The 26,574-nt window shown below is 65.8% G+C and carries 28 protein-coding genes; 11 read left to right on the forward strand and 17 right to left on the reverse strand.

Annotated features, from left to right (window positions below):
* Window positions 1–19 precede the first annotated feature (19 nt).
* Together ACE3SN_RS04835 and ACE3SN_RS04840 are read left to right on the forward strand one after the other, a co-directional pair.
* Window positions 20–1,609, forward strand: coding sequence for a long-chain fatty acid--CoA ligase (locus tag ACE3SN_RS04835; protein WP_374528007.1), 1,590 nt, complete (start codon window positions 20–22; stop codon window positions 1,607–1,609).
* A 1-nt stretch (window position 1,610) separates the two neighbouring features.
* Entirely contained in the window at window positions 1,611–2,018 is a 408-nt protein-coding gene (locus ACE3SN_RS04840; RefSeq protein ID WP_374528009.1) for a DUF1330 domain-containing protein, read from the forward strand.
* Here the strand turns inward: ACE3SN_RS04840 and ACE3SN_RS04845 are convergent.
* The 4 genes from ACE3SN_RS04845 to ACE3SN_RS04860 all read right to left on the reverse strand — a co-directional run bounded on the left by ACE3SN_RS04845 (window position 2,015) and on the right by ACE3SN_RS04860 (window position 6,274).
* Window positions 2,015–3,097, reverse strand: a complete 1,083-nt coding sequence (locus ACE3SN_RS04845) for a PA0069 family radical SAM protein (protein WP_374528011.1) — start codon at window positions 3,095–3,097, stop codon at window positions 2,015–2,017. The two genes, ACE3SN_RS04840 and ACE3SN_RS04845, sit on opposite strands and share 4 nt — an antisense overlap.
* A gap of 45 nt (window positions 3,098–3,142) precedes the next feature.
* On the reverse strand, window positions 3,143–3,682 hold the full coding sequence (gene moaB / locus ACE3SN_RS04850) for a molybdenum cofactor biosynthesis protein B (protein WP_374528013.1): 540 nt from the start codon (window positions 3,680–3,682) through the stop codon (window positions 3,143–3,145).
* Window positions 3,672–5,402, reverse strand: coding sequence for a lytic transglycosylase domain-containing protein (locus tag ACE3SN_RS04855; protein ID WP_374528055.1), 1,731 nt, complete (start codon window positions 5,400–5,402; stop codon window positions 3,672–3,674). Before ACE3SN_RS04855 ends, moaB begins: the two co-directional genes overlap by 11 nt.
* Before the next feature lie 113 nt (window positions 5,403–5,515).
* On the reverse strand, window positions 5,516–6,274 hold the full coding sequence (locus tag ACE3SN_RS04860; protein WP_374528014.1) for a hypothetical protein: 759 nt from the start codon (window positions 6,272–6,274) through the stop codon (window positions 5,516–5,518).
* A gap of 119 nt (window positions 6,275–6,393) precedes the next feature.
* On the opposite strand from ACE3SN_RS04860, the gene ACE3SN_RS04865 reads away from it, so the two are divergent.
* The 7 genes from ACE3SN_RS04865 to ACE3SN_RS04895 are packed head-to-tail and all read left to right on the forward strand — an operon-like array spanning window position 6,394 to window position 14,495.
* Window positions 6,394–8,043 carry an electron transfer flavoprotein-ubiquinone oxidoreductase gene (locus tag ACE3SN_RS04865; RefSeq protein ID WP_374528016.1) on the forward strand — a complete coding sequence of 550 codons (1,650 nt, stop codon included), beginning with the start codon at window positions 6,394–6,396 and terminating at the stop codon, window positions 8,041–8,043.
* Window positions 8,044–8,056: 13 nt separating this feature from the next.
* The gene (locus tag ACE3SN_RS04870; RefSeq protein ID WP_374528019.1) at window positions 8,057–8,863 is read left to right on the forward strand and encodes a 4-(cytidine 5'-diphospho)-2-C-methyl-D-erythritol kinase; all 807 of its coding nucleotides are present in this window, start codon (window positions 8,057–8,059) and stop codon (window positions 8,861–8,863) included.
* Window positions 8,860–9,588: an N-formylglutamate amidohydrolase gene (locus ACE3SN_RS04875; protein ID WP_374528021.1), complete on the forward strand. Its 729-nt coding sequence runs from the start codon at window positions 8,860–8,862 to the stop codon at window positions 9,586–9,588. Before ACE3SN_RS04870 ends, ACE3SN_RS04875 begins: the two co-directional genes overlap by 4 nt.
* Window positions 9,589–9,633: 45 nt before the next feature.
* On the forward strand, window positions 9,634–11,481 hold the full coding sequence (gene ilvD, locus ACE3SN_RS04880; protein ID WP_374528023.1) for a dihydroxy-acid dehydratase: 1,848 nt from the start codon (window positions 9,634–9,636) through the stop codon (window positions 11,479–11,481).
* Window positions 11,481–11,855 carry a hypothetical protein gene (locus tag ACE3SN_RS04885; RefSeq protein WP_374528026.1) on the forward strand — a complete coding sequence of 125 codons (375 nt, stop codon included), beginning with the start codon at window positions 11,481–11,483 and terminating at the stop codon, window positions 11,853–11,855. Before ilvD ends, ACE3SN_RS04885 begins: the two co-directional genes overlap by 1 nt.
* Window positions 11,839–13,236 (forward strand): NAD(P)H-hydrate epimerase, encoded by a 1,398-nt coding sequence (locus ACE3SN_RS04890; protein ID WP_374528028.1) that lies wholly within the window; start codon window positions 11,839–11,841, stop codon window positions 13,234–13,236. Before ACE3SN_RS04885 ends, ACE3SN_RS04890 begins: the two co-directional genes overlap by 17 nt.
* Window positions 13,233–14,495, forward strand: a complete 1,263-nt coding sequence (locus ACE3SN_RS04895; protein ID WP_374528030.1) for a class I SAM-dependent RNA methyltransferase — start codon at window positions 13,233–13,235, stop codon at window positions 14,493–14,495. Before ACE3SN_RS04890 ends, ACE3SN_RS04895 begins: the two co-directional genes overlap by 4 nt.
* 809 nt (window positions 14,496–15,304) lie before the next feature.
* Here ACE3SN_RS04895 and ACE3SN_RS04900 read toward each other — a convergent pair.
* The 12 genes from ACE3SN_RS04900 to ACE3SN_RS04955 form a co-directional block, all read right to left on the reverse strand.
* Window positions 15,305–16,519, reverse strand: a complete 1,215-nt coding sequence (locus ACE3SN_RS04900; protein ID WP_374528031.1) for an argininosuccinate synthase — start codon at window positions 16,517–16,519, stop codon at window positions 15,305–15,307.
* 66 nt (window positions 16,520–16,585) lie between these two features.
* Window positions 16,586–17,863: a class I SAM-dependent methyltransferase gene (locus tag ACE3SN_RS04905; protein ID WP_374528033.1), complete on the reverse strand. Its 1,278-nt coding sequence runs from the start codon at window positions 17,861–17,863 to the stop codon at window positions 16,586–16,588.
* 43 nt (window positions 17,864–17,906) lie between these two features.
* Window positions 17,907–18,482: a TMEM165/GDT1 family protein gene (locus ACE3SN_RS04910; protein ID WP_374528057.1), complete on the reverse strand. Its 576-nt coding sequence runs from the start codon at window positions 18,480–18,482 to the stop codon at window positions 17,907–17,909.
* Entirely contained in the window at window positions 18,482–19,234 is a 753-nt protein-coding gene (locus ACE3SN_RS04915; protein WP_374528034.1) for an SDR family oxidoreductase, read from the reverse strand. Before ACE3SN_RS04915 ends, ACE3SN_RS04910 begins: the two co-directional genes overlap by 1 nt.
* Before the next feature lie 48 nt (window positions 19,235–19,282).
* Window positions 19,283–19,636 (reverse strand): glycine zipper 2TM domain-containing protein, encoded by a 354-nt coding sequence (locus ACE3SN_RS04920; protein ID WP_374528036.1) that lies wholly within the window; start codon window positions 19,634–19,636, stop codon window positions 19,283–19,285.
* Between the two features lie 110 nt (window positions 19,637–19,746).
* Complete coding sequence (locus ACE3SN_RS04925) at window positions 19,747–20,025, reverse strand: hypothetical protein (RefSeq protein ID WP_374528038.1); 279 nt, start codon at window positions 20,023–20,025, stop codon at window positions 19,747–19,749.
* Between the two features lie 60 nt (window positions 20,026–20,085).
* Entirely contained in the window at window positions 20,086–21,348 is a 1,263-nt protein-coding gene (gene rlmN / locus ACE3SN_RS04930) for a 23S rRNA (adenine(2503)-C(2))-methyltransferase RlmN (protein ID WP_374528040.1), read from the reverse strand.
* A 35-nt stretch (window positions 21,349–21,383) separates the two neighbouring features.
* Window positions 21,384–21,878 carry a hypothetical protein gene (locus ACE3SN_RS04935; RefSeq protein ID WP_374528042.1) on the reverse strand — a complete coding sequence of 165 codons (495 nt, stop codon included), beginning with the start codon at window positions 21,876–21,878 and terminating at the stop codon, window positions 21,384–21,386.
* Window positions 21,879–21,885: 7 nt separating this feature from the next.
* The gene (locus ACE3SN_RS04940) at window positions 21,886–22,089 is read right to left on the reverse strand and encodes a hypothetical protein (protein ID WP_374528044.1); all 204 of its coding nucleotides are present in this window, start codon (window positions 22,087–22,089) and stop codon (window positions 21,886–21,888) included.
* Entirely contained in the window at window positions 22,089–22,268 is a 180-nt protein-coding gene (locus ACE3SN_RS04945; RefSeq protein WP_374528045.1) for a DUF4169 family protein, read from the reverse strand. Before ACE3SN_RS04945 ends, ACE3SN_RS04940 begins: the two co-directional genes overlap by 1 nt.
* Before the next feature lie 3 nt (window positions 22,269–22,271).
* Entirely contained in the window at window positions 22,272–22,760 is a 489-nt protein-coding gene (locus ACE3SN_RS04950; RefSeq protein ID WP_374528047.1) for a GreA/GreB family elongation factor, read from the reverse strand.
* A gap of 9 nt (window positions 22,761–22,769) precedes the next feature.
* Complete coding sequence (locus ACE3SN_RS04955; RefSeq protein WP_374528049.1) at window positions 22,770–24,755, reverse strand: lytic transglycosylase domain-containing protein; 1,986 nt, start codon at window positions 24,753–24,755, stop codon at window positions 22,770–22,772.
* A gap of 98 nt (window positions 24,756–24,853) precedes the next feature.
* Here ACE3SN_RS04955 and dapA point away from each other — a divergent pair, with 98 nt between their 5' ends.
* On the forward strand, window positions 24,854–25,735 hold the full coding sequence (gene dapA / locus ACE3SN_RS04960; RefSeq protein WP_374528051.1) for a 4-hydroxy-tetrahydrodipicolinate synthase: 882 nt from the start codon (window positions 24,854–24,856) through the stop codon (window positions 25,733–25,735).
* Between the two features lie 12 nt (window positions 25,736–25,747).
* Here the strand turns inward: dapA and ACE3SN_RS04965 are convergent, their stop codons facing one another.
* A complete protein-coding gene (locus ACE3SN_RS04965; protein ID WP_374528052.1) occupies window positions 25,748–26,182 on the reverse strand; it encodes a hypothetical protein in 435 nt (144 codons plus the stop codon).
* 159 nt (window positions 26,183–26,341) lie between these two features.
* Between ACE3SN_RS04965 and ACE3SN_RS04970 the strand changes: the two genes are divergently transcribed.
* On the forward strand, window positions 26,342–26,574 hold a 233-nt coding region (locus ACE3SN_RS04970), incomplete at its 3' end, for an SsrA-binding protein (protein ID WP_374528054.1).

The following is a 26,574-nucleotide window of genomic DNA, read 5'->3' on the forward strand; positions in this document are numbered from 1 at the left end:
TCGTCAGGAGAGGTTTTGAATGCTGGGCGCAATGCAGGATTTTGACCTTCGGGTTACCCACATCATCGATCACGCCGCGCGTGAGCACGGGGAGCGCGAGATCGTGACGCGCTGGGCCGATGGGAGCGAAACCCGCACCACCTGGGCCGGGGTGCGGCGCGATGCCTTGAAGATGACCCAGGCCCTGCGCAAGCTGGGCGTCAAACCGGGCAACCGGATCGCGACACTGGCGATGAACCACAGCCGTCACCTCGTTTCGTGGTATGGCGCGGTCGGCGTGGGCGGGGTGCTGCACACGGTCAACCCGCGGCTGTTCGACGATCAGCTGGAATATATCGCCAATCACGCCGAGGATCAGGTGCTGCTTTACGACGCGGCATTCAAGCCGATTGTCGAGCGGATGAAGCCGAAGTGGACCACGATCCGTCACTACATCTGCTATGACGATGGCCAGTTCGAGGACTGGATCGCCGCGGAAGACGGTAACACCGAATGGGCCACCGGCGACGAGCGCGATCCGTGCATGCTGTGCTACACCAGCGGCACCACCGGCAATCCCAAGGGCGTGCTGTATCAGCATCGCAGCACTTACCTTCACGCGATCACCGGGTTGCAGCCCGCGATCTTCGATTTCGATGCGCGGTCGGTGATGCTGCCGGTGGTGCCAATGTTCCATGCGGCCAGTTGGGGCCTGCCCTGGGCCGGGGCGGCGGGGGGCGTGAAATTCGTGTTCTCCGCGGTCAACGAAGCTTCGGTGCTGTGCGACCTGATGAGCCGCGAAGGAGTGACGCATTCGGCCGGGGTGCCGACCGTGTGGCTTTCGGTGTTCCAGCATCTCGATGCGAGCGGCGGGGACCTTGGCAAGCTGCGCCACGCGATTATCGGCGGCTCGGCCGCGCCGCGCTTCATGATCGAGCGGCTGATGAAGGCCGGGATCAATGTCGCCCACGCCTGGGGGATGACCGAGACCAGCCCGATCGGCACCACCGGCGCCAAGACCTGGGATTGGGACGATCTGCCGTTCGAACGGCAGGTCGACATCAAGCAGATGCAGGGCCGCGTGCCCTTCGGTGTCGAGCTGCGCTGCGTCAGCCTGGATGATCCGGACGAGGTTCTGCCGCGCGATGGCAAGACTTCGGGCGCGCTGCAGGTGCGCGGGCCGTGGGTGATCAAGCGCTACTTCAAGGCCGACAAGGATGCCGTCGATGCGAACCAATGGTTCGATACCGGTGACGTTGCCGTGATCCACCCCGATGGCACCCTTCAGCTGACGGACCGGACCAAGGACGTGATCAAGTCTGGCGGGGAATGGATCAGCTCGGTCGAACTGGAAAACGCCGCCGTGGGTCATCCCGCCGTGGCCGAGGCCGCTGCCATCGGCATCTACCACCCGAAGTGGGACGAGCGCCCGATCCTGGTGGTGGTGAAAAAGGACGGCGTCGAGGCTTCGGCCAGCGAAATCCGCGATTACCTGGCGCAGCACGTTGCCAAGTGGTGGCTGCCCGACGCGGTCGAGTTCGTGGACGAAATCCCGCACACCGGCACCGGCAAGATCAGCAAGAAAGACCTGCGCGACCGGTTCAGGGACTACAAGCTGGCGGAGGTGTGACATGACCGCTTACATCGACCCCGATCGCGAAAACTGGACTGTGTTCAAGTCGCTCCCGCGCGATACGCCGATCCACATGCTCAACCTGATCAAGTTCCGCGATCTGGCCGAATACCCGGAAGGCCACCCCAACCACGGCAAGGGCATGACCGGGGCGGAGGCCTATGAAATCTACCGCGCAGGCTTCCAGAAGCTGGTGGCAGACGATGGTGCGGCGATGGTGTGGGAAGCGCCAATGGAATGCGTCGTCACCGGCCCGGCGGGTGAGTGGGACGAAGCCTTCGTAATGGGCTACCCCAACAGCGCCGCCTTCATGGCGATGGTCAAGAACGAGGACTACATCCGCGACGTCGTGCCGCACCGGACGGCAGCGGTGGCGGACAGCCGGTTGATCCGGTTCAGGGGTTAAATGAGCCGTAACTGTCCGCCCAGCTCCGGCCTGACAAACTTCGCGCAATCCAGCACCGGCTGATCCCGGTTCAGCCCCAGCCGCATGGCTGCCAGCCGAAAGCGGGTGCGAAAGACGTCGGCCCAGACGCCGTGGGGCTTCATCCGGGTGAAGAAGCCGGGATCGTTGTCCTTGCCGTGACGCATCGCCTGGACGGTGTGGATCACCTTGGCGGCGCGGCTTGGGTAGTGGACCTCCAGCCATTCCTTGAATAGCGGCGCCACCTCATGCGGCAGGCGCAGCATGATCCAGCTTGCGGTCTTCACCCCGCGCGCGGCGGCGGCTTCGAGGATGCCCTCGATGAACTCATCGGTGATCGCCGGGATCACCGGGGCGACCGAAACGTGCGCGGGAACGCCTGCTGCCGCAAGTTGCGCCAGCGCATCAAGCCGCTTGGCCGGAGCCGAGGCGCGCGGTTCGAGCAGGCCGGAGAGCTTGGGGTCGAGGCTGGTGACCGAGACGCTCACCGCCGTGAGGTTCAGTTTCGCCAGCTCGGCCAGCAGGTCCAGATCGCGCACCACCCGCGCGCTCTTGGTGGTGATGGTCACCGGGTGGCGCGTCTCAAGGCACACTTCCAGCACGGCGCGGGTAATGCAGAAGCGCGCCTCGATCGGCTGATAGGGATCGGTGTTGGTCCCCATCGCGATCGGGGCGGGACGGTAGGAGGGCCTCGCCAGTTCGGCGCGCAACAATTTGGCTGCATCGGGCTTGGCGAACAGTTTGGTTTCGAAATCAAGGCCCGGCGACAGGTCGTGGAAGGCGTGGCTGGGCCGGGCATAGCAATAGGCACAGCCATGTTCGCACCCGCGATAGGCGTTGATCGAACGGTCAAACGGAATGTCGGGCGAGGTGTTGCGCGCGATGATCGTGCGGGGTCGTTCGAGCGTTACTTCGGTGCGTAGTTTGGGGGCGGGGCCGTCGATCTCTTCGCGCGCATCCAGCCAGTCGCCATCCGCCACACGCGCGGCCAGGCCGAAACGCTGCGGCACCGCGCCCGATTGCGCGCCGCGGCCGTGGATGGGGGCAGGGCGGTTGGCCATCCCGGCACTAGAACATAAATAGAACAAACCCGCAAGGGCGCGCTTCTAGCTCTCGCGCAGGCGGGGCATCAGGTCGACGAAGTTGCAGGGCCGGTTGCGGCTGTCGAGTTGTTCGGCAAGGATCCCGTCCCAGCCGTCCTTCACCGCGCCGTTGGAGCCCGGCAGGGCGAACACATAGGTTCCGCGCACCAGCACCGCGCAGGCGCGGCTCTGGATCGTGCTGGTGCCGATCGAGCGGAAGCTGATCCAGCGGAACAGTTCGCCAAAGCCGGGAATGTCCTTGCCGCCATGTGCGGTGCGCAGCTGCTCCAGCGCCTCGGGCGTGACATCGCGCCCGGTCATGCCGGTGCCGCCCGTGGTGACCACGCAATCGACCTTCGGATCGTCGATCCAGGTGTTGATTCTGCTGCAGATCAGCGCCACGTCATCGCGCACGATGGCGCGTTCGATCAGCTTGTGGCCCGCGCCCTTGACCCGCTCCGTCAGCAGCGCGCCAGACGTATCGTCGGCCAGCGTACGCGTATCGGAAACGGTCAGGACGGCGATCGAAACAGGCTTGAACGTCCGCGAAGGATCAACGGCCACGCAGGATCGTCCCGTCGGGTTTCATCCGCACGGCGGTGGAGCCGGTCAGCCCTGGGAAGGTCGGCCACAACCCTTGCGCATAGGCCATCCGGCTTTCCGAAGGCCCGCCCGCCTGGCGTTCGTACATCCAGTAGTTGCGGGTGACGATGTTCACGTAGCCGCGCGTTTCCCAATAGGGGATGCTCTCGATCCACAGCAGCGGATCGCCCTTGTCCTTGATCTCGGTGTTCCAGCGGGTGATCGGGGTCAGGCCCGCGTTATAGGCGGCCATCACCTTGGGCAGCAGGCCCTGGGTTCCAGCCGAATCGCGCAGCATGGTCAGGTGCTGCTGGCCGAAGGCGAGGTTGACCTCGGGCTTGGCAAGATCGCTCGGGTTGCCCGACACGCCCAGTGCTCCGGCATGCTGGCGCGCCGCGCTCGGCATGATCTGCATCAGGCCCTTGGCTCCGGCCGGGCTGGTCACCGAGGTGCGGAACACCGATTCCTGCAAGGTGTGGGCATAGACCAGCGCCGGGTCCACGATCCAGCCGTTTGCCGGGGTCCACTTTGGCGTGGGGAAGCGGGCCGCCGGTTCGGATTGCCCCCCGGCCGGCGCGTTATAGGCCATCCACAGCTGGGTGGAGGGCAGGCCCAGGTCGCGCGCGAGGCGGGACAGCGGCTGATACTGCGACGGATCGCCGATTCGCGCCTGATAGCGCAGAACCTCATCCGCGAGGCCATCCTGGCCAATTTCCGCCAGCATCACCGCGGTGCGCACGGTCGGGATATCGCGCAGGCCCTGCCAGTCCTTGGGGGTGAAATCAGGCTGCTCGTGAGTGGCGGGTAGCGTCAGGCCAAGTTGCTCGGCCGCGAGCATGCCATAGAGCGTTTCGTCCATCTTGGCGGCAACGCGCAGCGGGGCCGAGGCCTTTTCCGGCTGGCGGCAACGCACCAGCGCGCGGCTCTGCCAGTAATAGGCGGCGGCGGTCAGCTCGGCATTTTCGGAAACCTGGGCGGTGCGGGCAAAGGCATCGGCCGCGCCAGCGCAATCGTCGAGCCGCCAGGCAGCCAGACCCGCCGTCCACAGCCCTTCGGCAACCCACGGGCCGGATCCCTCGGCGGCGGTCTGCGCCAGGGCATAGGCCGAGGCGTCGTCGTTCTCGATATAGAAGCTCCACGCCACCTTTGAACGCCATTCGGCGCGGGTCGGGCCGGAAAGCTGGGCGTCGATCCCGTCGAGCAGGGCCTTTGCACCGGCCGGATCGTCGGCCTTGATCTTGGCGTTGATCGCGCCGGAAACCGCCGCGGGCATGGTGCCGTCATTGGTATCGCGCGGGCGAATGCGCTTGGCGCGGCTCGGCGAGGAATAGAACGAATTGGCGCTGGGCAGGGGCGGCACAGTGGTGGCGCCGCGCTTGATCGCCAGCGTCTCGATCTGTTCGGCCTCGGGCAGGCGAATGTCACCGGCCAGCCAGGTGGTCAGCGTCGGCAAGTCGATCTTCGGAGAGTTTGGCGCGAGGTAGTATTCCGCCTTGGCCACTTGGTGCAGCGGGCCATCGGGCCGGGCGGCGAACATGGCCTGGACCTTGGTCCAGTCGCCCTTGTCGATCGCGGCGAAAATATCCTTGTACCAGGCCTTGTCCTCGTTGGAGAGCAGGCTGGGGACCGCGCTGCGATCGGCGCGGTTCGCGAAATAGCTCATCGCCGCACTGTTGGCATGGGCAGCCAGCGGCAGCGCCATGACGGTACCTGCCAGCGCAAATGCCGCAATTCGTGTTGCCACGCGTGGTATCACTCTAAACAGTCCCCGCTCAATCCCAGGCAAAGGCATTTGGCCGTGCCCGGCAGGCTGTTTCAGGTTGTCTGCAATGCCAGCAGGTCCTGCCACAACCTTGCCTTCCGTTTCGGCCGCGCCAGCAAATCTGCCAGTCCCGGGGCGGCCAACCACGGAATGCTGACCCCCTCATGGTTAAATCGTCGTAAACTTTCAGCGCTTTTCGTCGGATCGTGGCCAAGCAGCGACGAGACGTGGCTTCCCATCACCAATAGGCGCTGCGGCGCTGCCAAAACGACGTGGCGGGCGACGATTTCGGCAAGTCCGGCGCTGCGCAGACCAGCCCAGTCAGGTAAGGGCATGAAGCGCGGCAAGGCGCTGGCGACATAGGCTTCGTCCTCGCCAAGCCCCAGGGCCGAAAGGATGCCGCCAAGCAGGCGGCCATGCGCGGCACTTAGCAGGCGCGCGCCATCGTCTGCTTCGGGATGGTCGACCAGCACCATCAGCGCCGCACCCGCAGGGCCACGCGGAGGGACGCGCCCTGTGACCTGTCCGCTATCGAGCGAGGGTTCGCTCATCCACCAGGCGGTGAATGCGGCAAGATCCTGCGGCAGGTCGTGCGCTTCGCCGCCGATCCGCGGGGCGGGTTCGGGCGGGGGCGGGGCGGGGGCTTCGAACTGCGGCCGTACGGCCGGTTGCGGCTCGGGCTCATCGGCCGCAAGCCAGCCGCGCGATTCGTCGCAATAGTCGTGATCGACCCCGGCAAGCCGCCACCAGGCCAGCGCCGCCGCGAAATCGCCTGCACCGATGCCGCTACGGTTCGCCGTGCCAGAGGTCATTTGTTCCGAGAAACTCACAATTGCGGTCTTGACCTGCCGGGGCGCTGCAATCAAGGCTCAACCGGACAATTAACGACAGACTCTGTCTCGCGACGGACTCTGGGCAGGGTGGGTGTGAAATGAGCGAACGCGAATCGATGCCGTATGACGTCGTGATCGTTGGTGGCGGGCCGGCTGGCCTGGCTGCGGCGATCCGGCTCAAGCAGGTCAATGCCGATCTTTCGGTCTGCATCCTTGAAAAAGGCTCGGAAGTGGGCGCGCACATCCTGTCGGGTGCGGTCGTCGATCCCAAGGCGCTGGACGAGCTGCTCCCCGACTGGCGCACCGATGGCTGCCCGATGGCCGAAACCCCGGTGACCGACAACTGGCACTGGGTGCTGACCAAGAATAAGCACATGGCCATCCCGCACTGGCCGATGCCTCCGTTCCTGTCGAACCACGGCAACTACACCGGCAGTCTTGGCAACCTGTGCCGCTGGCTGGCGGGCAAGGCTGAGGAACTGGGCGTGGAAATCTTCCCCGGCTTCCCCGCGGCCGAAGTGCTGTATAACGAAGACGGTTCGGTCAAAGGCGTGGCGACGCAGGACATGGGCGTGGCCCGCGATGGCAGCCACAAGGGCGATTACCAGCCCGGCATGGAACTCCACGCCAAGTACACCTTCTTTGCCGAAGGCGCGCGCGGCCATCTGACCAAGCAGATCAAGGCCAGGTACGACCTTGAAGCGGACTGCGAACCCCAGGTTTACGGTATCGGCATCAAGGAACTGTGGGACATCGATCCCGAAAAGCACGTGCCCGGCCGTGTGCTTCACACTCAGGGCTGGCCGCTGTCGGAAAGCGACAGCTGGGGCGGCGGGTTCCTTTATCACCAGGCCAACAACCAGGTGGCGCTCGGGTTCGTAACCGCGCTCGATTACAAGAACCCCTACGTCTATCCGTTCGAGGAATTCCAGCGCTGGAAGCAGCACCCGGAAATCCGCAAGATCCTCGAAGGCGGTCGCCGCGTTTCCTATGGCGCGCGCGCGATCAACGAGGGCGGCTGGCAGTCGGTTCCCAAGCTGGACTTCCCGGGCGGGGCGCTGATCGGGTGCTCGGCCGGGTTCGTCAACGTGCCGCGCATCAAGGGCAGCCACACCGCGATGAAGAGCGGGATGCTCGCCGCCGAAGCCGCCGCTGCGGCGATTGCCTCGGGGCGTGAAGGTGATTCGATGAGCGAATACGATGCCGCCGTGCGCGACAGCTGGATCGCCAAGGAACTGAAGCTCGTTCAGAACGCGGAACCGCTCGTCGCCAAGTGGGGCGGCGATTTGGGCACGCTGCTGGCAGGCGCCGACATGTGGCTGCGCACCCTGTTCGGGTTCGGCCTGTGGAAGCCGATGAAGCACCACCGCGACTGCGAGGCGATTGGCCGTGCGGACCTGTACCAGCCGATCAACTATCCCAAGCCCGATGGCGTGATCAGCTTCGACCGCCTGACCAGCGTGAGCTTCTCCTACACCAACCACGAGGAAGACCAGCCCTGCCACCTGCAGTTGGCCGATCCCTCGATCCCGGTGGAAGTGAACCTCAAGCACTATGCCGGGCCCGAAGCGCGCTATTGCCCGGCTGGGGTCTACGAATTCGTCGGCCAGGAAGAAGGCGAACCGCGCCTGCAGATCAACGCGCAGAACTGCGTCCACTGCAAGACCTGCGACATCAAGGACATGACCCAGAACATCACCTGGGTGACGCCGGAAGGCGGCGGCGGCCCGAACTACCCGAACATGTGATCCTCGCCGTCCGGTGATCGAAACCGCATACGCCAAGATCAACCTCGCGCTGCATGTCCGCAGGCGGCGCGAGGATGGCTATCATGAACTGGAAACGCTGTTCGCCTTCGTCGATGCGGGCGACCGGCTGAGCGTGCAGCCTGCCGCGCGCGACGAACTGCGCACCATGGGCGAGTTCGGCGGGGAACTGGCCGATCCGTTCGGCAACATCGTCATGCAGGCGCTCTCTGCGCTGCCCCGGCCGCAGGGCTGGGCGGTGACGCTGGAAAAGAACCTGCCGGTGGCCGCTGGCCTTGGCGGCGGTTCGGCCGATGCCGGGGCCTTGTTCCGGCTGGTCGAGCGCGAATATGGCCTTCCCGATAACTGGCGCCAGCGCGCGGCAAAGCTGGGCGCGGACGTTCCGGCCTGCGTGCGCTCGGTCACAGCGGTGGGGCGCGGGACCGGGACAGAACTTGCCGAGGTGGAGAGCGATCTGGCCGGAATGGCCGTGCTGCTAGTCAACCCGCGCGTTCCGCTGAGCACCGGCCCGGTATTCAAGGGTTGGGACGGGATCGACTGCGGGCCGATGCCAACTGGCCCGGTCAGCCAGATCGCGCGCGAAGGGCGCAACGATCTGGAAGCCCCGGCCATCGCGCTTTGCCCGGTCGTGGCGGAGGTGCTGGCCGCGCTCAACCAGACGCAGCCGTGGCTGGCGCGAATGTCGGGTTCCGGGGCAACCTGCTTTGCTCTGTTCGAAAGCGCCGAAATGCGCGATGCAGCTGGCAAGGCCATCGCTGCCGCGCAGCCCGGCTGGTGGCATATGAGCGGGAACCTGCGATGACCAGCGAAGCTTTTCGCCTGCTCGGCACACCGCGCTTTGGCGGGATTCTGGTGGTATCCGACCATGCCAGCAACCACGTTCCCGCCGATATCGACCTTGGCATCGACCCGGCGCTGCTCGATCAGCACATTGCGGTCGACATTGGGGTGGAGGCGATTGGCGCGATCATGGCCCAGCGACCGGGCATTGCCGCCTTTCAGGGCGGGGTGAGCCGCCTGGTCTGCGATTTCAACCGTGAGGAACACGCCCCCGCCGTGGTTCCGATTGCCAGCGACGGCCATGCCATTCCCGGCAACGCGCTGGATCACGCAGGCCATCAGGCGCGGTTGGCGCGGTTCTTCCAGCCCTATCACGCGGGCCTTGCGCGGGTGCTGGACGATACGCCGCCCGCGCTTATCCTCTCGCTCCATTCCTTTACCCCGCAACTGGCGACCAACGACGAGCCGCGTCCGTGGCATTGCGGGGTGCTCTACAACCACGACGAGCGCGCTGCTCGCATCGCGATCCCCTTGCTCGAGGCCGATGGTCTGGTGGTGGGCGATCAGCAGCCCTATTCGGGCCGCCTGCTCAACGCGACGATGAACCGCCATGCCGAGGCCGAAGGGCGACCCTATTTCGGGATCGAGATCCGGCAAGACCTGATCGGCGATCCGGCTGGACAGGCCCTCTGGGCCGAGCGGCTCATTCGCATCTGCAACGAAGTGGCGTTGAAGGTGGGCGAATAGCAGTGTAGGGCGCCTGCAAACGCAGTTACACGAAAGAATCCTGCAATGCCCGCTTACCGTTCACGCACTTCCACCCACGGCCGCAACATGGCTGGCGCGCGCGGCCTGTGGCGCGCGACGGGGATGAAGGACAGCGACTTCGGCAAGCCGATCATCGCGGTGGTGAACTCCTTCACCCAGTTCGTGCCGGGCCACGTGCACCTGAAAGACCTCGGCCAGATGGTCGCGCGCGAGATCGAGGCTGCGGGTGGCGTTGCCAAGGAATTCAACACCATCGCCGTCGATGACGGGATCGCCATGGGCCACGACGGGATGCTCTATTCGCTCCCCAGCCGCGACCTGATCGCCGACAGCGTCGAATACATGGTCAACGCGCACTGCGCCGATGCGATGGTCTGCATCTCGAACTGCGACAAGATCACGCCGGGGATGCTGATGGCCGCGATGCGGATCAACATTCCGGTCGTGTTCGTCTCGGGCGGGCCGATGGAAGCGGGCAAGGTGGTGCTCGATGGCAAGGAAGTCGCGCTGGACCTGATCGACGCGATGATCGCCGCCGGGGACGACAAGGTCAGCGACGAAGACGTCGCCAAGATCGAACGCGCCGCCTGCCCGACCTGCGGTTCGTGCAGCGGCATGTTCACCGCCAACTCGATGAACTGCCTGACCGAGGCGCTGGGCCTCTCGCTGCCGGGCAACGGTTCGGTTTTGGCAACCCATGCGGATCGCAAGGAACTGTTCCTCCAGGCTGGCCGCCTCGTGGTTGACCTGTGCCGCCGCTATTACGAGCAGGAAGACGAAAGCGTGCTGCCCCGCTCGATCGCGAACTTCAAGGCGTTCGAAAACGCGATGAGCCTCGACATCGCGATGGGCGGGTCCACCAACACCGTGCTGCACCTGCTCGCCGCGGCGCAGGAAGCGGGCGTGAATTTCACCATGGCCGATATCGACCGCCTCAGCCGCAAGGTGCCGTGCCTGTCCAAGGTCGCCCCGGCCAAGAGCGACGTCCACATGGAAGATGTCCACCGCGCCGGCGGCATCCCCGCGATCCTGGGCGAACTGGACCGCGCCGGTCTGCTCCACACCGACCTGCCGACCGTGCATTCGCCAAGCCTGGCCGATGCGCTCAACCGCTGGGACATCAAACGCACCAACGATCCCAAGGTGCAGGAATTCTTCAAGGCGGCGCCGGGCGGCGTGCCGACGCAGACCGCCTTCAGCCAGTCGCGCCGCTGGGCCGAGCTCGACATGGACCGCGAAACCGGCGTGATCCGCAGCGCCGAACATGCCTTTTCGAAGGACGGCGGCCTCGCCGTGCTGTTCGGCAACATCGCGCTCGATGGCTGCATCGTGAAGACGGCGGGCGTTGACGAAAAGATCCTGAAGTTCACCGGCCCGGTAAAGGTCTATGAAAGCCAGGACGCGGCGGTGACCGCGATCCTGACCGGACAGGTCGTGGCCGGCGATGTGGTCGTGATCCGCTATGAAGGGCCGAAGGGCGGCCCCGGCATGCAGGAAATGCTTTATCCCACCAGCTACCTCAAATCGAAGGGGCTGGGCAAGGATTGCGCCCTGCTGACCGACGGGCGCTTTTCGGGCGGCACTTCGGGCCTGTCGATCGGCCATGCCTCGCCCGAAGCGGCGGAAGGCGGGGCGATCGGGCTGGTCGAGAACGGTGACACGATCGAGATCGACATTCCCAGCCGCACGATCAATCTGGCCGTCTCGGATGCCGAACTCGAACGCCGCCGCGCGGAGCGCGATGCCAAGGGCTGGCAGCCGGAAAAGCCCCGCAAACGCCAGGTTTCGGTCGCGCTGCAGGCCTATGCCGCGATGACCACCAGCGCTGCCAAGGGCGCGGTGCGCGACATCACGCAGCTGACCAAGCGGTAATGCGCGGGGCCGCGGCTATCCCGGCGTTGCTGCTCGCCGCCTGTTCGCAGGGTGGGAGCGATGGCGAGAAGGCGGGTGCGGCGCAGGAACTGATCTGGTGCGCACTGGGCGGTGCCAAGCAGTTCACGCAGGACTGCTCGGTTGAGCGCGCGGTGGTGGATGGCGCGCAGACCTTTGTCGTGCGCCATCCCGATGGGGCGTTCCACCGGCTGGAGGTGAGCAAGGACGGCCAGCAACTGCTCGCCGCCGACGGCGCCGATGTTACCCAGTCGGCGCGCAAGCAGGATCGCTATGAGGTAATCCTTGGCGATGCCCGCTATGTCATCCCGGTGAATGGTCCGGCCAGTGCCTCGGCCCATGCTCCGAGCAAGTAACCAGATCCTCACCGTGGCGCAGATGCGCGCGGGCGAAGAGGCGCTGATCGCGGCTGGCACGGGCGTCGATGCCCTGATGCAGATCGCCGGGCGCGGCGCGGCGGATTACGTTTGGCGGATGAGCGGCGGCAGACCGGTGACGGTGCTGTGCGGCCCCGGTAACAACGGCGGCGACGGCTATGTCATTGCCGAGGCGATCCGCGAGCGCGGCGGCGAAGTGCGCGTCATCGCCGCGACAGACCCGAAGACCGACGCTGCCCGCAATGCCCGCGCGCTGTTTGCAGGTGAAGTGCTGGGGCCGGTTGCGCGCGCGTCTGGCGAGGTGTTCGTCGATTGCCTGTTCGGCAGCGGCCTGGTGCGGCCATTGACAGCGGAGCACCTGGCGCTGGTCCAGAGGCTTGCGGCCAGCCATCATCACCGCGTGGCCATCGATCTGCCGAGCGGGGTGGACAGCGACCGGGGCCTTCCGCTCAGCGAAGCCTTACCCGCCTATGACCTCACCGTGGCGCTGGGCGCATGGAAATTCGCGCACTTGCTGATGCCAGCCTGCGCCGTGATGGGCGCGCTGCGGCTGGTGCCGATCGGCGTGGCGGCGGTGGACGGCGCGGCGCAGGTGATCGCGCGGCCGAAACTGTCCGCGCCTGCCGCCGATGCCCACAAGTACAAGCGCGGGCTGCTGGGCGTGGTTGGCGGGGCGATACCGGGGGCAAGCCTGCTGGCCGCCACCTCGGCGCAAGGGGCCGGGGCGGGCTATGTGAAGCTGCTGGCCGATGGGGCTGATGCTGCGGCCGATCTGGTGGTGGACGCCGCGCCGCTCGCCGAGGTGCTCACCGACACGCGCTATGCCGCGCTGCTAGTCGGCCCCGGACTGGGCCGTGACGGCGCGGCGCGTGAGCGGCTGACCGTCGCCCTGTCCGAACCGATCCCGGCCGTGCTCGATGCCGATGCGCTGGTCCTGCTCGCCCCGCGCCTGCTGGCCGAGCGCAGCGCGCCGCTAATCGCGACCCCACACGAAGGCGAGCTGTTCGCGCTCGAACGCGCCTTTGGCTGCGATACCGGCGGCAGCAAGGTCGAACGCGCCACGCTGCTCGCGCGGGCCAGCGGCATGGTGGTGGTCGCCAAGGGGCCGGACACCGTGATCGCCGCGCCCGATGGCCTGGTTGCACTGGCCCCGCGAGCCTCGAGCTGGCTCTCCACCGCAGGCACCGGCGACGTGCTGGCCGGTGCCATTGCCAGCCGCCTGGCCGCCGGGGTCGATCCTTTTGCCGCCGCTTGCGAAGGCGTGTGGCTTCACAGCGAGGCGGCGCGGCTTTGCGTTCCCGCCTTCACTGCCGGGCAGCTTGCCGAACAGGTCTGCAGCGCCTACGCCGCCGGCCTGTGACTGATACGCCTGAAGAAATCATCCGCATCGCCGCCAAGGGCGACGGCGTTACCGCATCGGGCCGCTATGCCTGGGGCGTGGCGCCGGGCGACCTGCTGCACGAAGACGGCCGGATCGAGCCGGGGCCGCACCATGTGACGCCGCCGTGCCGCCATTTCGGCCAGTGCGGCGGGTGCCAGCTCCAGCAGCTTGACGAGGAAAGCCTCGCCAATTTCGTCGAGGCGCGAGTGGCCAATGTCTCGACCTCGCAGGAACTCGGGGCAGAGCTGATCACGCCGCCGCACCTTTCCCCGCCTGCCAGCCGCCGCCGCGCCTCGCTGCGCGCGGAAAGCTCGCAGGGGCGGGTGGTGATCGGCTACCGCGAGGCGAAGTCGCACCGGGTGGTGGAACTGGCCGAATGCCCGGTGCTCGTGCCGGAAATCGTTTCGATCATGCCACACCTGCGCAAGCTGCTGATCAGGCTGGGCCAGCAGGACGGCGCCGTGCGCGGCCCGCGCAGGGGCGCGCCGAAGGGCAAGCACGCCCACGTCAAGCTTGCCGCAGACCTTGAATTGACGCTGGTCGACCAGGGGCTGGATGTCGGCATCAAGGGCCTGCGCGCCGAAGGGCTGGCGGCGACCGAGGCGATGCTCGATTTCTCGCGCGAACACGCCCTCGCGCGCCTGACGCTCGATCAGGGCTATGGCCCCGAAGCGGTGTGGGAGCCCGAGCCCGTCACCATGACGCTGGCCGGAGTGGCGGTGCCCTTTCCGCCGGCTTCGTTCGTTCAGGCGACGCAGGACGGCGAAGACGCGCTGACCGGCGCGGCGAAGGAATGGCTGGCGGGCTGCCCGACCGTGGCAGACCTGTTTTCCGGTCTCGGCACTTTTGCCTTCGCGCTCGCCGGGCCGGACACCAAGGTGCTGGCGGTGGAGGCCGCGCGCGATACCTCGCTGGCCTGCAATGCGGCAGCGGCGCGGGCGCAATTGCCGGTCCATGCGCTCCATCGCGACCTGTTCCGCAACCCATTGCTGGCAGACGAACTGAACCGTTTTTCGGCAGTGGTGCTCGATCCGCCCCGTGCCGGCGCGCGCGAACAGGTGGAACGCATCGCGGACAGCAACGTGGCGCGCGTGGTCTATATCAGCTGCAACCCATCAAGCTGGGCGCGCGATGCGGCCCTGCTGATCGATGCGGGTTACAAGCTCCAGGAACTGCGCCCGGTCGGGCAGTTCCGCTGGTCGACCCATGTCGAGCTGGCGAGTTTGTTCGTGCGCTAAGCTGGACGGGCGGGTCAGGGTCAGACCGGCTCAAAACGCAAATGGGGCCGGCGTTTCCGCCAGCCCCACACGAGCCTTCCGCCTGATCCGCACCGACTTGGGCGACCGCCTTTACCTGTTCGTCCTTGCAGCGTGGTCTCAGTGATGCGTTTCGATCACCTCGCGTGCCATCGCACCGTGGGTGCCAGCATCGTGATGCTCGTCGCATCGGACCGGTCCGGTTCCGGCGCATTGCCACCAGCAAGCTGGCGAGCCACCATTCCCATTCCTGCTGCCGCTCCTGAACCGGTGGTTCCCGAAAGAACCGGCGTTCATCGTTGCGGGCCCTGCCTGGGCTGCCGGTCCCGTCGGGCGGTGGGTCCGGCCCGAAAGCCTTCTCCGTCGCCCGGCGGTTCCGCGATCCCTCCGATGCCTTGCCGTTCCGGGCCTTCGTTCCGCCGCGCCGAAGCTTGGCTTTCCTTCTGCCCTTTCCGACCGCCGTCGAAGCGATCTCCTGACTGCGCGCCACTCACGGCATCTGCGGTTCGCCAGATTCCGTCCGAAGACTTCCTGAGGCGTGTTTTCCGACGCTGCTGCGGGCATCGCTGCCAGATCTTGACGTTTCGCTTTCCCTATCTGTTTCAGTAGTTTCCCGCTGAAACTTCAAGTTCGGTAACACCGTCTCGATGACTTGAAGCTGCGCCTCGAGGGTGAGTCGTGCAAGCACGCAGAGGCCGACTTATCCACAATCGCCCGTTTGAGCGGTGGATAAGTCGGCCTGTGCGGTGGACAGAATCGGTGAACGCCGTCAAACGGCGTGGTTTTCCGCCTTAACGGTCGCGCTGGGCGAGCAAACGCAGCCGGAGCGCATTCAGCTTGATGAAGCCCGCCGCGTCCTTCTGGTCGTAAGCGCCGGCATCGTCCTCAAACGTCACGTGGCGTTCCGAGTAGAGCGAGTTGGGGCTCTTGCGGCCAACGACCGAGGCATTGCCCTTGTAGAGCTTGAGCCGCACCGTGCCGGAAACCTTTTCCTGGGAAAGGTCAATCGCGGCCTGCAGCATCTCGCGCTCGGGCGCGAACCAGAAGCCGTTGTAGATGAGCTCGGCGTACTTGGGCATGAGCTCGTCCTTGAGGTGAGCGGCGCCGCGATCGAGCGTGATCTGTTCGATCCCGCGGTGCGCGCGGGCATAGATCTCGCCGCCGGGGGTTTCGTACATCCCGCGGCTCTTCATGCCGACGAAGCGGTTTTCGACCAGGTCGAGGCGGCCGATCCCGTGCTTGCGGCCCAGATCGTTGAGCGCGGCGAGCAGGGTCGCGGGGCTCATCGCCACGCCGTTCAGCGCCACGCCATCGCCCTTTTCAAAGTCGATGGTGATGTATTCCGGCTGGTCGGGCGCGTTTTCCGGATTGTCGGTGCGCGAATAGACATAGTCCGGGGTTTCTTCCCACGGATCTTCCAGCACCTTGCCCTCAGACGAGGTGTGGAGGAGGTTCGCGTCGGTCGAAAACGGGCTTTCGCCGCGCTTGTCCTTGGGAACCGGAATCTGGTGCTGTTCGGCCCAGTTGATCAGTGCGGTGCGGCTGGTCAGGTTCCATTCGCGCCAGGGGGCGATGACCTTGATGTTCGGATCGAGCGCATAGGCCGACAGTTCGAAGCGGACCTGGTCGTTGCCCTTGCCGGTTGCGCCGTGGGCGACAGCATCGGCGCCGGTTTCATGCGCGATCTCGATCAGGCGCTTGGAAATCAGCGGGCGGGCGATCGAGGTGCCGAGCAGGTAATCGCCTTCATAGCGGGCATTGGCGCGCATCATCGGGAAGACGAAATCGCGCACGAATTCCTCGCGCAGGTCGTCGATGTAGATGTTCTCGTCCGGCAGGCCCATCAGCTTGGCCTTGGCGCGGGCGGGTTCGAGTTCCTCGCCCTGGCCGAGGTCGGCGGTGAAGGTCACCACTTCGCAGTTGTAGGTGACTTGCAGCCACTTGAGGATCACCGAGGTGTCGAGGCCGCCCGAATAGGCGAGGACGACTTTCTTGATATCGGACATGGGTCAGACGACTCCCGCAAAAACACGCGGGGCGCGCCTAACAGGCGGGGGCCGCTATCGCAACCGCTACTCCGCCGCCTTCTTTGCCAGATGCCACTCCGGAGCGGTATCGAGCGCTGAAAGCCGGGCGGCCTCGGCACTGATGTAATCGCGCGTCATCGGCACGGCGCTGCGGCGCTTCACGCTCTGGATGTGGAAGTTGACCATGCCGCCCACGCGGAAGCTCTGTTCGGCGCCAGCGAGGTAGAACTGCCACATCCGGAACAGGCGCGCGTCGTAAAGCGCGGTGATCTCGGCCTCGTGCATAGTCGTGCGGCGGTACCATTCCTCGAGCGTGTGGGCGTAGTGATAGCGCAGCACCTCGATGTCGGCGATTTCCCAGCGGTTGCGCTCCAGCGCGCTGACCAGTTCGCTCATCGCCGGGATATAGCCGCCGGGGAAGATGTACTTGCGGGTCCACTTGTCGGTCGTGCCGGGCGGGCTGGTGCGGCCGATGGTGTGGGTCAGCATGATCCCGTCATCGGCCAGCAGCTGGTTGGTCTTGGCGAAATATTCGCCGAAATGCAGCGCGCCGACGTGTTCGATCATCCCGACGCTGGTGATCCGGTCGAACTGGCCCTCAACATCGCGGTAATCGATGAGCTGGAACTTGACCTTGTCCGCCACGCCCGCTTCCGCCGCGCGTTCGTTCGCGAACTTGACCTGATCGGGGGCGAGCGAAACGCCCAGCACCTCGATCCCGAAATGGCGGTGCATGTAGAGCCCCAGGCCGCCCCAGCCGCAGCCGATGTCGAGCAGGCGCATGCCCTGACACTTGCCGGGTTCGAGCCGCAGCTTGGCGGCGATCAGGGCCTTCTTGTCCACCTGCGCGCGTTCCAGCGTGTTCGACGGATCGCGGAAGTAGGCCATGGTGTATTGCCGGTCCTCGTCGAGGAACAGCTTGTAGAACTGGCGGGTCAGGTCATAGTGGTGGACCACGTTCTTGCTGGCCTTGGCCCGCAGGTTGATCTGATCGGCCTTGAACGCCAGCCAGTCGATCGCGCGCTTGGCCCTGCTGGGCGGCTTGAGGTTGCCGCCGGGGCGGTTGGCATTGCCCATGACCAGCAGCACCATGTCGCGGATATCATGCGGGGGTTCGACCACCAGCCGCCCATCCATATAGGCCTCGCCCGCGCCGACGCGGGGATCCTTGGCGATGTGCAGCGCTGCGCCCTTGTCGGTAAAGCGGATGCGGACCGGATCGGCGGCGGGATCGCCGTAGCGATACTCCGTGCCGTCAAAGTCGGTAACGATCAGCTGGCCTTCGCGGACCAGCGCGGAGAGCATCTTGTTGAGCAACCACATGGGGCAAGAGACTATGCCGCTTACGCCCCGGCGCAAGGCTTAATCAGCCAAGCCAACCCGCAATTTCGGCGAGTTGCCATGCGCCCAGCACGAAGAACAGCAGGGCCGCGACGATCCGGGTGGCCTTGAGCGAGACGCGCTGCACCAGCGCTTCGCCAAGGAACACGGCGGGGCCGTTGGCCAGCATCATGCCCAGCGTCGTTCCTGCCGCCACGACGGCCACAGACTGGTAATGGGCCGCCAGGCCGATCGTGGCGATCTGGGTCTTGTCGCCCATCTCGACCAGGAAGAACGAGACTAGCGTGGTCAGGAACGCGCCGCCGCGCTGGCGAACGTCGTTTTCGTCATCGTCAAGCTTGTCGGGCACCAGGGTCCAGGCGGCCATGGCGATGAAGCCAAGCGCGACGGCGACGCGGAACCACGGCGCTTCGAGCAGGCCCGCCACTTCGGTCCCGACGAAGGCCGCCATGGCATGGTTGGCGATGGTCGCGGCAAAGATGCCCGCCAGGATCTGCCAAGGCGCGCGCAGCCGCGCGGCCAGGACGATGGCGAGCAGCATGGTCTTGTCGCCGATTTCGGCAAGGGCGACGACGGCGGTGGAGGCAAGGAAAGCTTCGATCATTGGCGGGCGAGGTAGAGCACATCGCGCGGCTGCGCCAGCAGGTGCTGGCCCGAATCGACAAAAATCGTCTCGCCGCTGGCGAGCCAGCCGCTGGCCATGAACAGCGCGGCATCGGCCAGTTCCTGCGGGTCGGTCAGACGGCGGAGTAGGTTCATCCGCCCGCTGATCTCGTGTTCCTCCTCGCGCTGGTCGAAGCTGGGCAGCATGGCACCCGGCGCGAGGCCGTAGACGCGGTCTTCGGCGCGCTCCTGGGCCATCGCCAGCATGGTCGTGGCGGCTGACAACGCCTGCTTGGCCATGGTGTAGCTGAAGAAATCGGGATTGGGATTGAGCAGTTTCTGGTCGAGAAAGTTGATCACCCGCCGTCCGCCTGCCGATCTGGCGCGGCGCAGGAAGACCTGGGCCATCAGCGCCGGGGTCATGGCGTTAACCGTCAGCGCCTCATCGTAAACCGCAGGCTCGATTTCCTGCGCGGTGTCGAGATTGAACACGGCCGCACAGTTCACCAGCACGCGCCAGTCCGGCAGGCGGGCGGCAAGGGCCTCGATCATGGCGGTGGCTGCGGCGTGATCGGCAAGGTCGCAAGTGACGACTTCCGCCGAGGGGAGGGTGGCGGCGAGATCCTGCGCGCCTTGCAGCGAATCCTTCACGTGGATCACCACGTGCCACCCGGCGGCAGCGAAAGTGCGGGAAAGAACCGCGCCGATGCGTTTGGCACCGCCGGTGACGAGGACTGCGGGTTTGCTCATTGCATCAGCGTTTGCGGGGGCGCGCGGCCCCCGTCAAGCATCAGCACTTCACCGGCAGCGCGTGGGCCCCTTGGCCAGTTCATTGCCGATCAGCGCACCGGCTGCCGCGCCCAGCACGGTTCCGGTCACGCGTTCGCCGTGGGTGTCGATCGCGCGGCCAAGCAGCGCGCCCAGTGCCGCGCCGACCAGCAGGCCGACGGTGCCATCGCCGCGGCGGCAGTAATACCGTCCATCCTCACCGCGCCAGTAACGGATTCCGTTGTCGGTGCGGCGATAGTCGATGTCACCGTGCTTGTTGCGATAGCCGTGGGCCGGGGCCCAGCGCGGCGGATCGGCCATGACCGGGGTGATGGCGGGGAGGGCGACTGCCGCGAGCGTGGCGGCGATCAGCGTCTTGCGCATGGAAGTTGCTCCTTGAAAAAGTTGGAGCACAATTGAACCCGCGAAGCTGAACGCCGGATTTCATGGGATGGTGAACCGTGAGAAAGGCGCGGTAAACCGTTTTCGAGGGCCTATTTTGCGGGCTTGGCGTCTGCGGCGCCTTCATCCGCAGGGGCAGTGTCCTTGGCCCAGGGATTGGTTTTGGGCTTGGCGTCCTTGGGCTTCTCGGGCGTGGCGGCGGGCTTGACCGGTTCGGCAGCCGGCGCGTCGCTGGACCACGGATTGGGCTTGGAACTGGCCGCCGGGGCATCGCTGCCGCCCGGTGCGGCAGCACCATTGGTCTTGCCGGAACAGGCCCCAAGCGTCATCGCCAGCGCGGCTGCTGCAAGGATAGTGATCGGCCGGTTCATCGCTCTGGGTCTCCTGTTACGCCGTCCAGATAAGCGACCAGACCCTAACAGGGCGTAACCTCAGCCCAGCGCGGCCTGCTTTTCCTCGGCCAGCCGGTCCAGTTCGGCGCGGCTCATTTTCTGGGCCGCAGTCTTGAGCTGGCCGCAGGCGGCATCGATATCGCGCCCGCGCGGAGTGCGCACCGGCGCGCTGATTCCTGCTTCGAACACGATTTCAGAGAAACGCCGGACGCGTTCGGGCGTGGAGCATTCGTAGATCGCGCCGGGCCAGGGGTTGAACGGGATCAGGTTGACCTTGGCGGGGAGCTTGTACTGCTTGATCAGGCGCACCAGTTCGCGGGCATCCTCGTCGCTGTCGTTCTTGTCCTTGAGCATCACGTATTCGAACGTGATGCGCCGCGCGTTCGAGGCGCCGGGATAGTCGGCGCAGGCCTGGAGGAGTTCCTCAAGCCCATACTTGCGGTTGATCGGCACGATCTCGTCGCGCACTTCCTTCGACACCGCGTGGAGCGAGACGGCCAGGTTGACGCCGATTTCCTCGCCGCACTTGGCCATCATCGGCACGACGCCGCTGGTCGAAAGCGTGATGCGGCGCTTCGAGAGGGCGAGGCCGTCGCCGTCCATCACCAGCTTCAGCGCATCGCGCACGTTGTCGAAGTTATAGAGCGGTTCGCCCATGCCCATCATCACGATGTTGGTCAGCAGGCGCCCGTCGGCCGAATAGCCGCCGTCCTCGTCCACCAGATCGTCGCCCAGCGCGGCAAGATCGGCCTGCCCCGCGCGCGGCCATTCGCCCAGCGCATCGCGCGCCAGCATGACCTGGCCGACGATTTCCCCCGGCGTCAGGTTGCGCACCAGCCGCATCGTACCAGTGTGGCAGAACCGGCAGTTGAGCGTGCAGCCGACCTGCGACGAGACGCACAGGGTGCCGCGATCGGCATCGGGGATGAACACCATTTCGAATTCGTGACCGTCCGCCGTGCGCAGCAGCCACTTGCGGGTGCCGTCGCTGGAATGCTGGGCCAGCACGATTTCGGGCCGCCCGATCACGAAACGTTCGGCCAGCCAGGGGCGCATGGTCTTGGCGATGTCGGTCATCGCCGCGAAGTCGGTGACGCCGCGGTGATAGAGCCAGTGGAACACCTGCTTGGCGCGCAGCTTGGCCGCCTTGGCATCGAGCCCGGCGGCTTCGAACAGTTCGCGGATGCGCGGGCGGGGCAGGCCGATCAGGTCAACGCGGCCATCCTCGCGCGGGGTCACGTCGCGCGGGGTGGGAACGGGATCGATCTGTCCCGGGATCGACATAAGTGCGGTATCGGCCATAGGGCGCGCGATATAGGGACAAAGCCCCGGAAAAGCTAGCGGAGCTGCGCGCAGCCGACCGTGGCGGCATCCATCGCGGTTGCCGCACCCGCCAGTTGCCAGGTGTTCGAGAAGCCCTTGCCGCTGGCATCGCGGGCGCTGACGGTCATTTCGCTGGCCGAACGCATGGCCGCCACGATTGCCGCGTCGCCGCGCTTGTCGGCCGCCCAGGCGTCGCTGCCGCCACCGACCAACGCTATCCTTTGCCCGCCGATCGCAAGCGTGATTGGGCTGCTGGCGGCGAGCTTGCGCGACAGTCGGAAGTGCACTTGCCCGCGCACCTGCTGGCGCGGCCACCAGGCGACATCGGCATAGGGCTGGAAATCGCGCCTCAACGTCGATGGCATGGCCATGGCGATGGCATAGCAGCGCGGCGTTTCCGGATCGCGAAAAGCGGCCCACTCACCGAACATCCCCAGCGAATCGCGCGCCAGTGCCGGCATGGCGAGCAAGCCTGCGGCAAGGGTGATGGCGATTAACGAGCGGCGCATGAGGCGGCTATTGCCCGATCAGGTCGAGATAGGCCACCACATCGTTGTCGGTCGCGATGAACAGCCCGTCCTGCAGGGCCTCCGGCTGCTGCGCCGCCAGTTCCAGCGCCTCCACCAGCGGGCCATAGAACAGCGTCATCGCCGCGCCGCCCTCGGGGCCATCGTCGAGGTGATAGAGCCTTACAGTGGCGTCATTGAAAGTGGTGCGCATCAGTCACGATCCCGTTTTGCGCCATCGAGCAGCTTTTGTCCGCGTTCGGCCTCCTGCTTTTGCTGCAGGTGTTCGGCCTTGGTCTGGCCGAACTTGGCGCGGTTTGCGTCGGCCTCGCGCGCGGCGGCGCTGCGGGCCTTGGCCTTGCGGGCCATGCGCAAGTTGATCACCTCGGCCATGGCTCAGGCCAACTCCGGATAGGTAATCGCCAGCACTTCCCATTCCTTTTCGCCGCCGGGCAGGTTGACGCGGCGCAGGTCACCCACTGCCGAACCGCGCAGGGCGCGGGCGAGGGGGGCGCTCCAGCCGATCAGGCCTGCGCCGGCATCCTGCTCGTCGTCGCCGACCAGGGTGACGGTGCGGTGATGGTCATCTTCGTCGGCGATGGTCACCTGCGCTCCGAACCAGACGCGCGCGCGGTCTTCCTGCCGGGCCGGGTCGATCACCCTGAGCGCCTTCATCCGGCGGGCGAGGTGCGCCAGTTCGCGGTCGATCTCGCGCATGCGCTTGCGGCCATAGAGGTAGTCGCCGTTTTCGCTGCGGTCGCCATTGCCGGCGGCCCAGCTGACGATCTCCACGATTTCGGGCCGCTCCTTGCCCAGCAAGTGATCATAGCGCGCGCGTAGCGCGGCCATTCCGGCAGGCGTGATTGGCGGACCTTCGGCTTTCATTGGCGCGGTTTAGCCCGGATTGCGCTTGCCGAGGAAGTGGCTTAGCGGATTTGCCCCGCGATAGCTTGCGCGGCCCGGATAGAGCGCTTCGTAAACCACGGCATTTTCCAGCACGCGCTGGACGTAGTTGCGGGTTTCAGACAGGGGAATCCGCTCGATCCAGTCGATCCAGTCAACACTGCCGTTGCGGGGATCGCCGTTGGCTGCGAGCCACTTGTTCACGTTGCCCGGACCCGCGTTATAGGCGGCAACGGCTAACGGATAACTGCCATTGTAATAGCGAAGCATGCGCTGGAAATAGGCATCGCCAAGCAGCATGTTGTAACCCGGATCGCTGATCAGCGCTTCCGGCACAAAGTCGCGGTTGATCTTGCCGGCCTGTTCGCGCGCGGTGCCCGGCATCAGCTGCATCAAGCCGCGCGCGCCCGCATGGCTGATCGCATTCTGCGAGAACTGGCTCTCCTGCCGCGAGATCGCGTGGACCATCGTCCAGTCGGCCCCCGCGGGCACCGGGATCTGCGGGAAGGCGATCTGGCGGAAATTGCCATAACCGTCCGCATGGGCGGACTGGCCCAGAATCACGCCAAGGTCGCGCCGGCCGAGTTCGGCAGCCAGTTGGGCGACCAGTACGTGATCGTCCTCGGTTTCGGCCTGTTCGCTGATTTCCTTGAAGAAGCGCACTGTGGTCGGCCAGTCGCTTTCGCGCGCAACCTCGCGCACGGCAGCGGTCAGCGGCTTGGCGTTGAAGGCATCGCGTTCGGCCTGGGTAGGTACGGCCTGCGGCTTGTCGGCAAAGCTGGGCAGCGGACGCTGCAGCCGTTCCAGCGCGAGCAGGCCATAGAACTGGTCGGGATAGGCAGCCGCCATTTCGAAATAGCGCGCCGCCGAATCCAGGTCGCCGCTGTAGGCCATTGCCCGTCCGGCCCAGTAAAAGCCCTTGGCGCGGGTCTGCGGAGTGCGCGCGGCATTGCCATAGCGCCAGAACAGCGGTGCGGCCTGCTTGCCATCCTGCAGGTTCCACAGCGCCTTGGTCCCGCCCAGCCACATCAGCGAGGTGTAATCGTCGCGTAGGCCATAGGACATCCGGCTGATGTCGGCGCCCGGAAGAAACGCGTCGTCGATCGTGCCGGCGATGCGCACCGCCGTGCGATCGTCGCTGCGCCGCGCGACGGCGAGCAGTTCGGCCACCCACTTGCGCTGATCGAGCGCGGGATGGGCAAACGGGCCGCGCGCGACCAGCAGCGCGCCGGCCGAAGGGGCCTGGCCGCTGACGCGCAACCAGTGGGCACGATTGTAGACATAGCCAGGATCGTTCAGCGCCCCGGCCGGCACAGGAATGCCGCTTGCCAGCGGATCGACACCGTTCACAAGGCTGAGCCGCGCGGCGAACATCGGCTGGGCCTCGGGCGAGGTGAAGCGCAGCAGCCGACCGGCCTGGATCCCGCTGCTGGCCCAGAGCAGCGCATCCATCCGCGCGTCATGATCGGCGAGCGTCAGATAGGGGCCCAGCTTTGGAAAGAGGTTGGCTTCGACCGCATCGCTCATCACCCCGCCGCGCCATGCGGCAAGGCCCACTTGCGGCGCTTCCGGGCGGCCAAGCGCGAACAAGGCCAGGGCATATTGCGCCTTGCCGCCATTGGTCAGCGGAGGCACCCTGTCAAAATAGGCGACGATCCGCGCCGGCTCCACCGTTTCGCGCTCAAGCGCGCGTTCGGCATAGGCGCGCAGCTTGTCGTTTTCGGGAAAGTCCGGATAGGAAACCAGGAAGCCCGAATAGTCGGCAAACAGAAAGCGGTCGGACGCAACCAGCTGTTTCCAGCGGGCAATCCCCATCGCCATCGTCCCGGCCGGGGTGGCTTTCAATGCGGCGTGGGCCGTGTCCCATTCGCTGCCGTCGGCGTGAACCGGGACGGCGTACTGTGCCTCTGCCGGAGCGGCGCCGGAAGCAAGCAATAACAGCGCAGATGCAATTGTCGTGCGGACCATGCTGGACATTCTGCGCAAAGGCTCCTTATGGGACGCTGAACGACACAGCCCCGATTGCGTGAAGTGGATGGGCCACTTCCTATGGGGCAAGCGCAGGGGCAAAGTCCATGTTCTCCGGCTCGATTCCGGCTCTGGTGACTCCTTTTAGCGGTGGAACGATCGACGAAGACGCGTTCCGCCGCCTGGTCGACTGGCAGATCGAGAACGGATCGAAAGCGCTCGTCCCCTGCGGGACTACGGGCGAAGCGCCGACCATCACCAGCGAGGAACAGCACCGCCTGTTCGCGATCTGCGTGGAACAGGCTGCCGGGCGGGTGCCGGTGATGGCGGGCTGCGGTTCGAACGACACCCAGACCGCGCTGTGGCACATGAAGGTGGCCAAGGATTGCGGCGCCGACGCGGCGCTGCTGGTGGCGCCCTATTACAACCGGCCAAGCCAGGCCGGGCTCGTCGCGCATTTCGGCTATCTGGCCGAGCAGGTCGACCTGCCGATCGTGCTTTACAACGTGCCGGGCCGCACAGTGACCGACATCAAGCCGGAAACCACGATCGAACTCGCGCGCCGCTATCCCGACCGGATCATCGGCATCAAGGACGCCAGCGGCGACATGACCCGCATTACCGCACACCGCATGGCGCTGGGCACCGGCTTCGAGCAGATCTGCGGCAACGACGACATGGCGCTGGCCTATAACGCCGGGGGCGGGGTGGGCTGCATTTCGGTGACCGCCAACGTCGCGCCAAAGCTTTGCGCCGATTTCCAGGCCGCCAGCCTGGCGGGCGACATGGCAACCGCGCACGCGCTTAACGAGCGGCTGTTTCCGCTGCACCAGGCGCTGTTCACCGATGCGAGCCCCGCGCCGGTGAAATACGCGCTCAGCCGCGTGCTGGGCTGGATCGGCGAGGAAGTGCGCCTGCCGCTGGTTCCGGCCAGCGCCGAATCGCGCCGCGCGGTCGATGCCGCGCTGGAGCATGCCGGATTGTTGTGAGCTGCGCCTTGCCTAGGCAGCGCGGCGCACCGGCTCCATCGGCTGGGTGACATAGCGGGCCCAGACATAGCGCCAGGGCATCACGAAGTAGGCAATGACAATGCCAATGCAGTCCTCGAACATGCTGCCAAGTTCGGCATTCCAGTGCCCGGCCTGCCAGGCGCGCAGCGCGATCAAGGTCAGCCACACCGTTTTCCAGGCCATTTCGTAAAGCATCAGCGGCAGCATCTGCAGCGGATAGCGCACGCCCAGCAGACTGATCAGCGCCAGAGCGGCCAGCATTGACTTGCCCACGCCCTTCCACAGCGGCCAGTCGGCCCAATCGAAGAGCAATTGCCGCCACACGAAGCTGCCCATCACCAGCGCCATCAGCAAGAACAGGAACCGGATCGCGTTGATCCGCCAGAGCGGGATCGCGGGCAGGCGAGGCTCGCCGGGACTGGACATCGTGACAACTCCACGCTGGACTGACGGATTCATGTGTATTAGTGTTATAACACAATGAACCTGTCAAGCCGGGGTTTCGGCAAATAACTGGCAGAAGATGTTATCGCTGCCCCGGATTGGTTTGAATTTTGCCATTCCGGCCTTACATGCGACCTGACCATGGCCCGTCCGACCCACGCCCATTTTGACAAGAAGAAGGTGGTTGCCGAAAACCGCCGCGCGCGTTTCGATTACCATATCGAAGACACGGTGGAGGCGGGCATCGCCCTGACCGGGACCGAAGTGAAGAGCCTGCGCTTTGGCGAAGGCTCGATCGCGGAAGCCTATGCCGAAGTGAAGAACGGCGAAGTCTGGCTGATCAACAGCAATGTGCCCGAGTTCAGCCATGGCAA

Origin of the sequence: Novosphingobium sp. (assembly GCF_041915465.1) — a bacterium.
Classification (GTDB): Bacteria; Pseudomonadota; Alphaproteobacteria; order Sphingomonadales; family Sphingomonadaceae; genus Novosphingobium.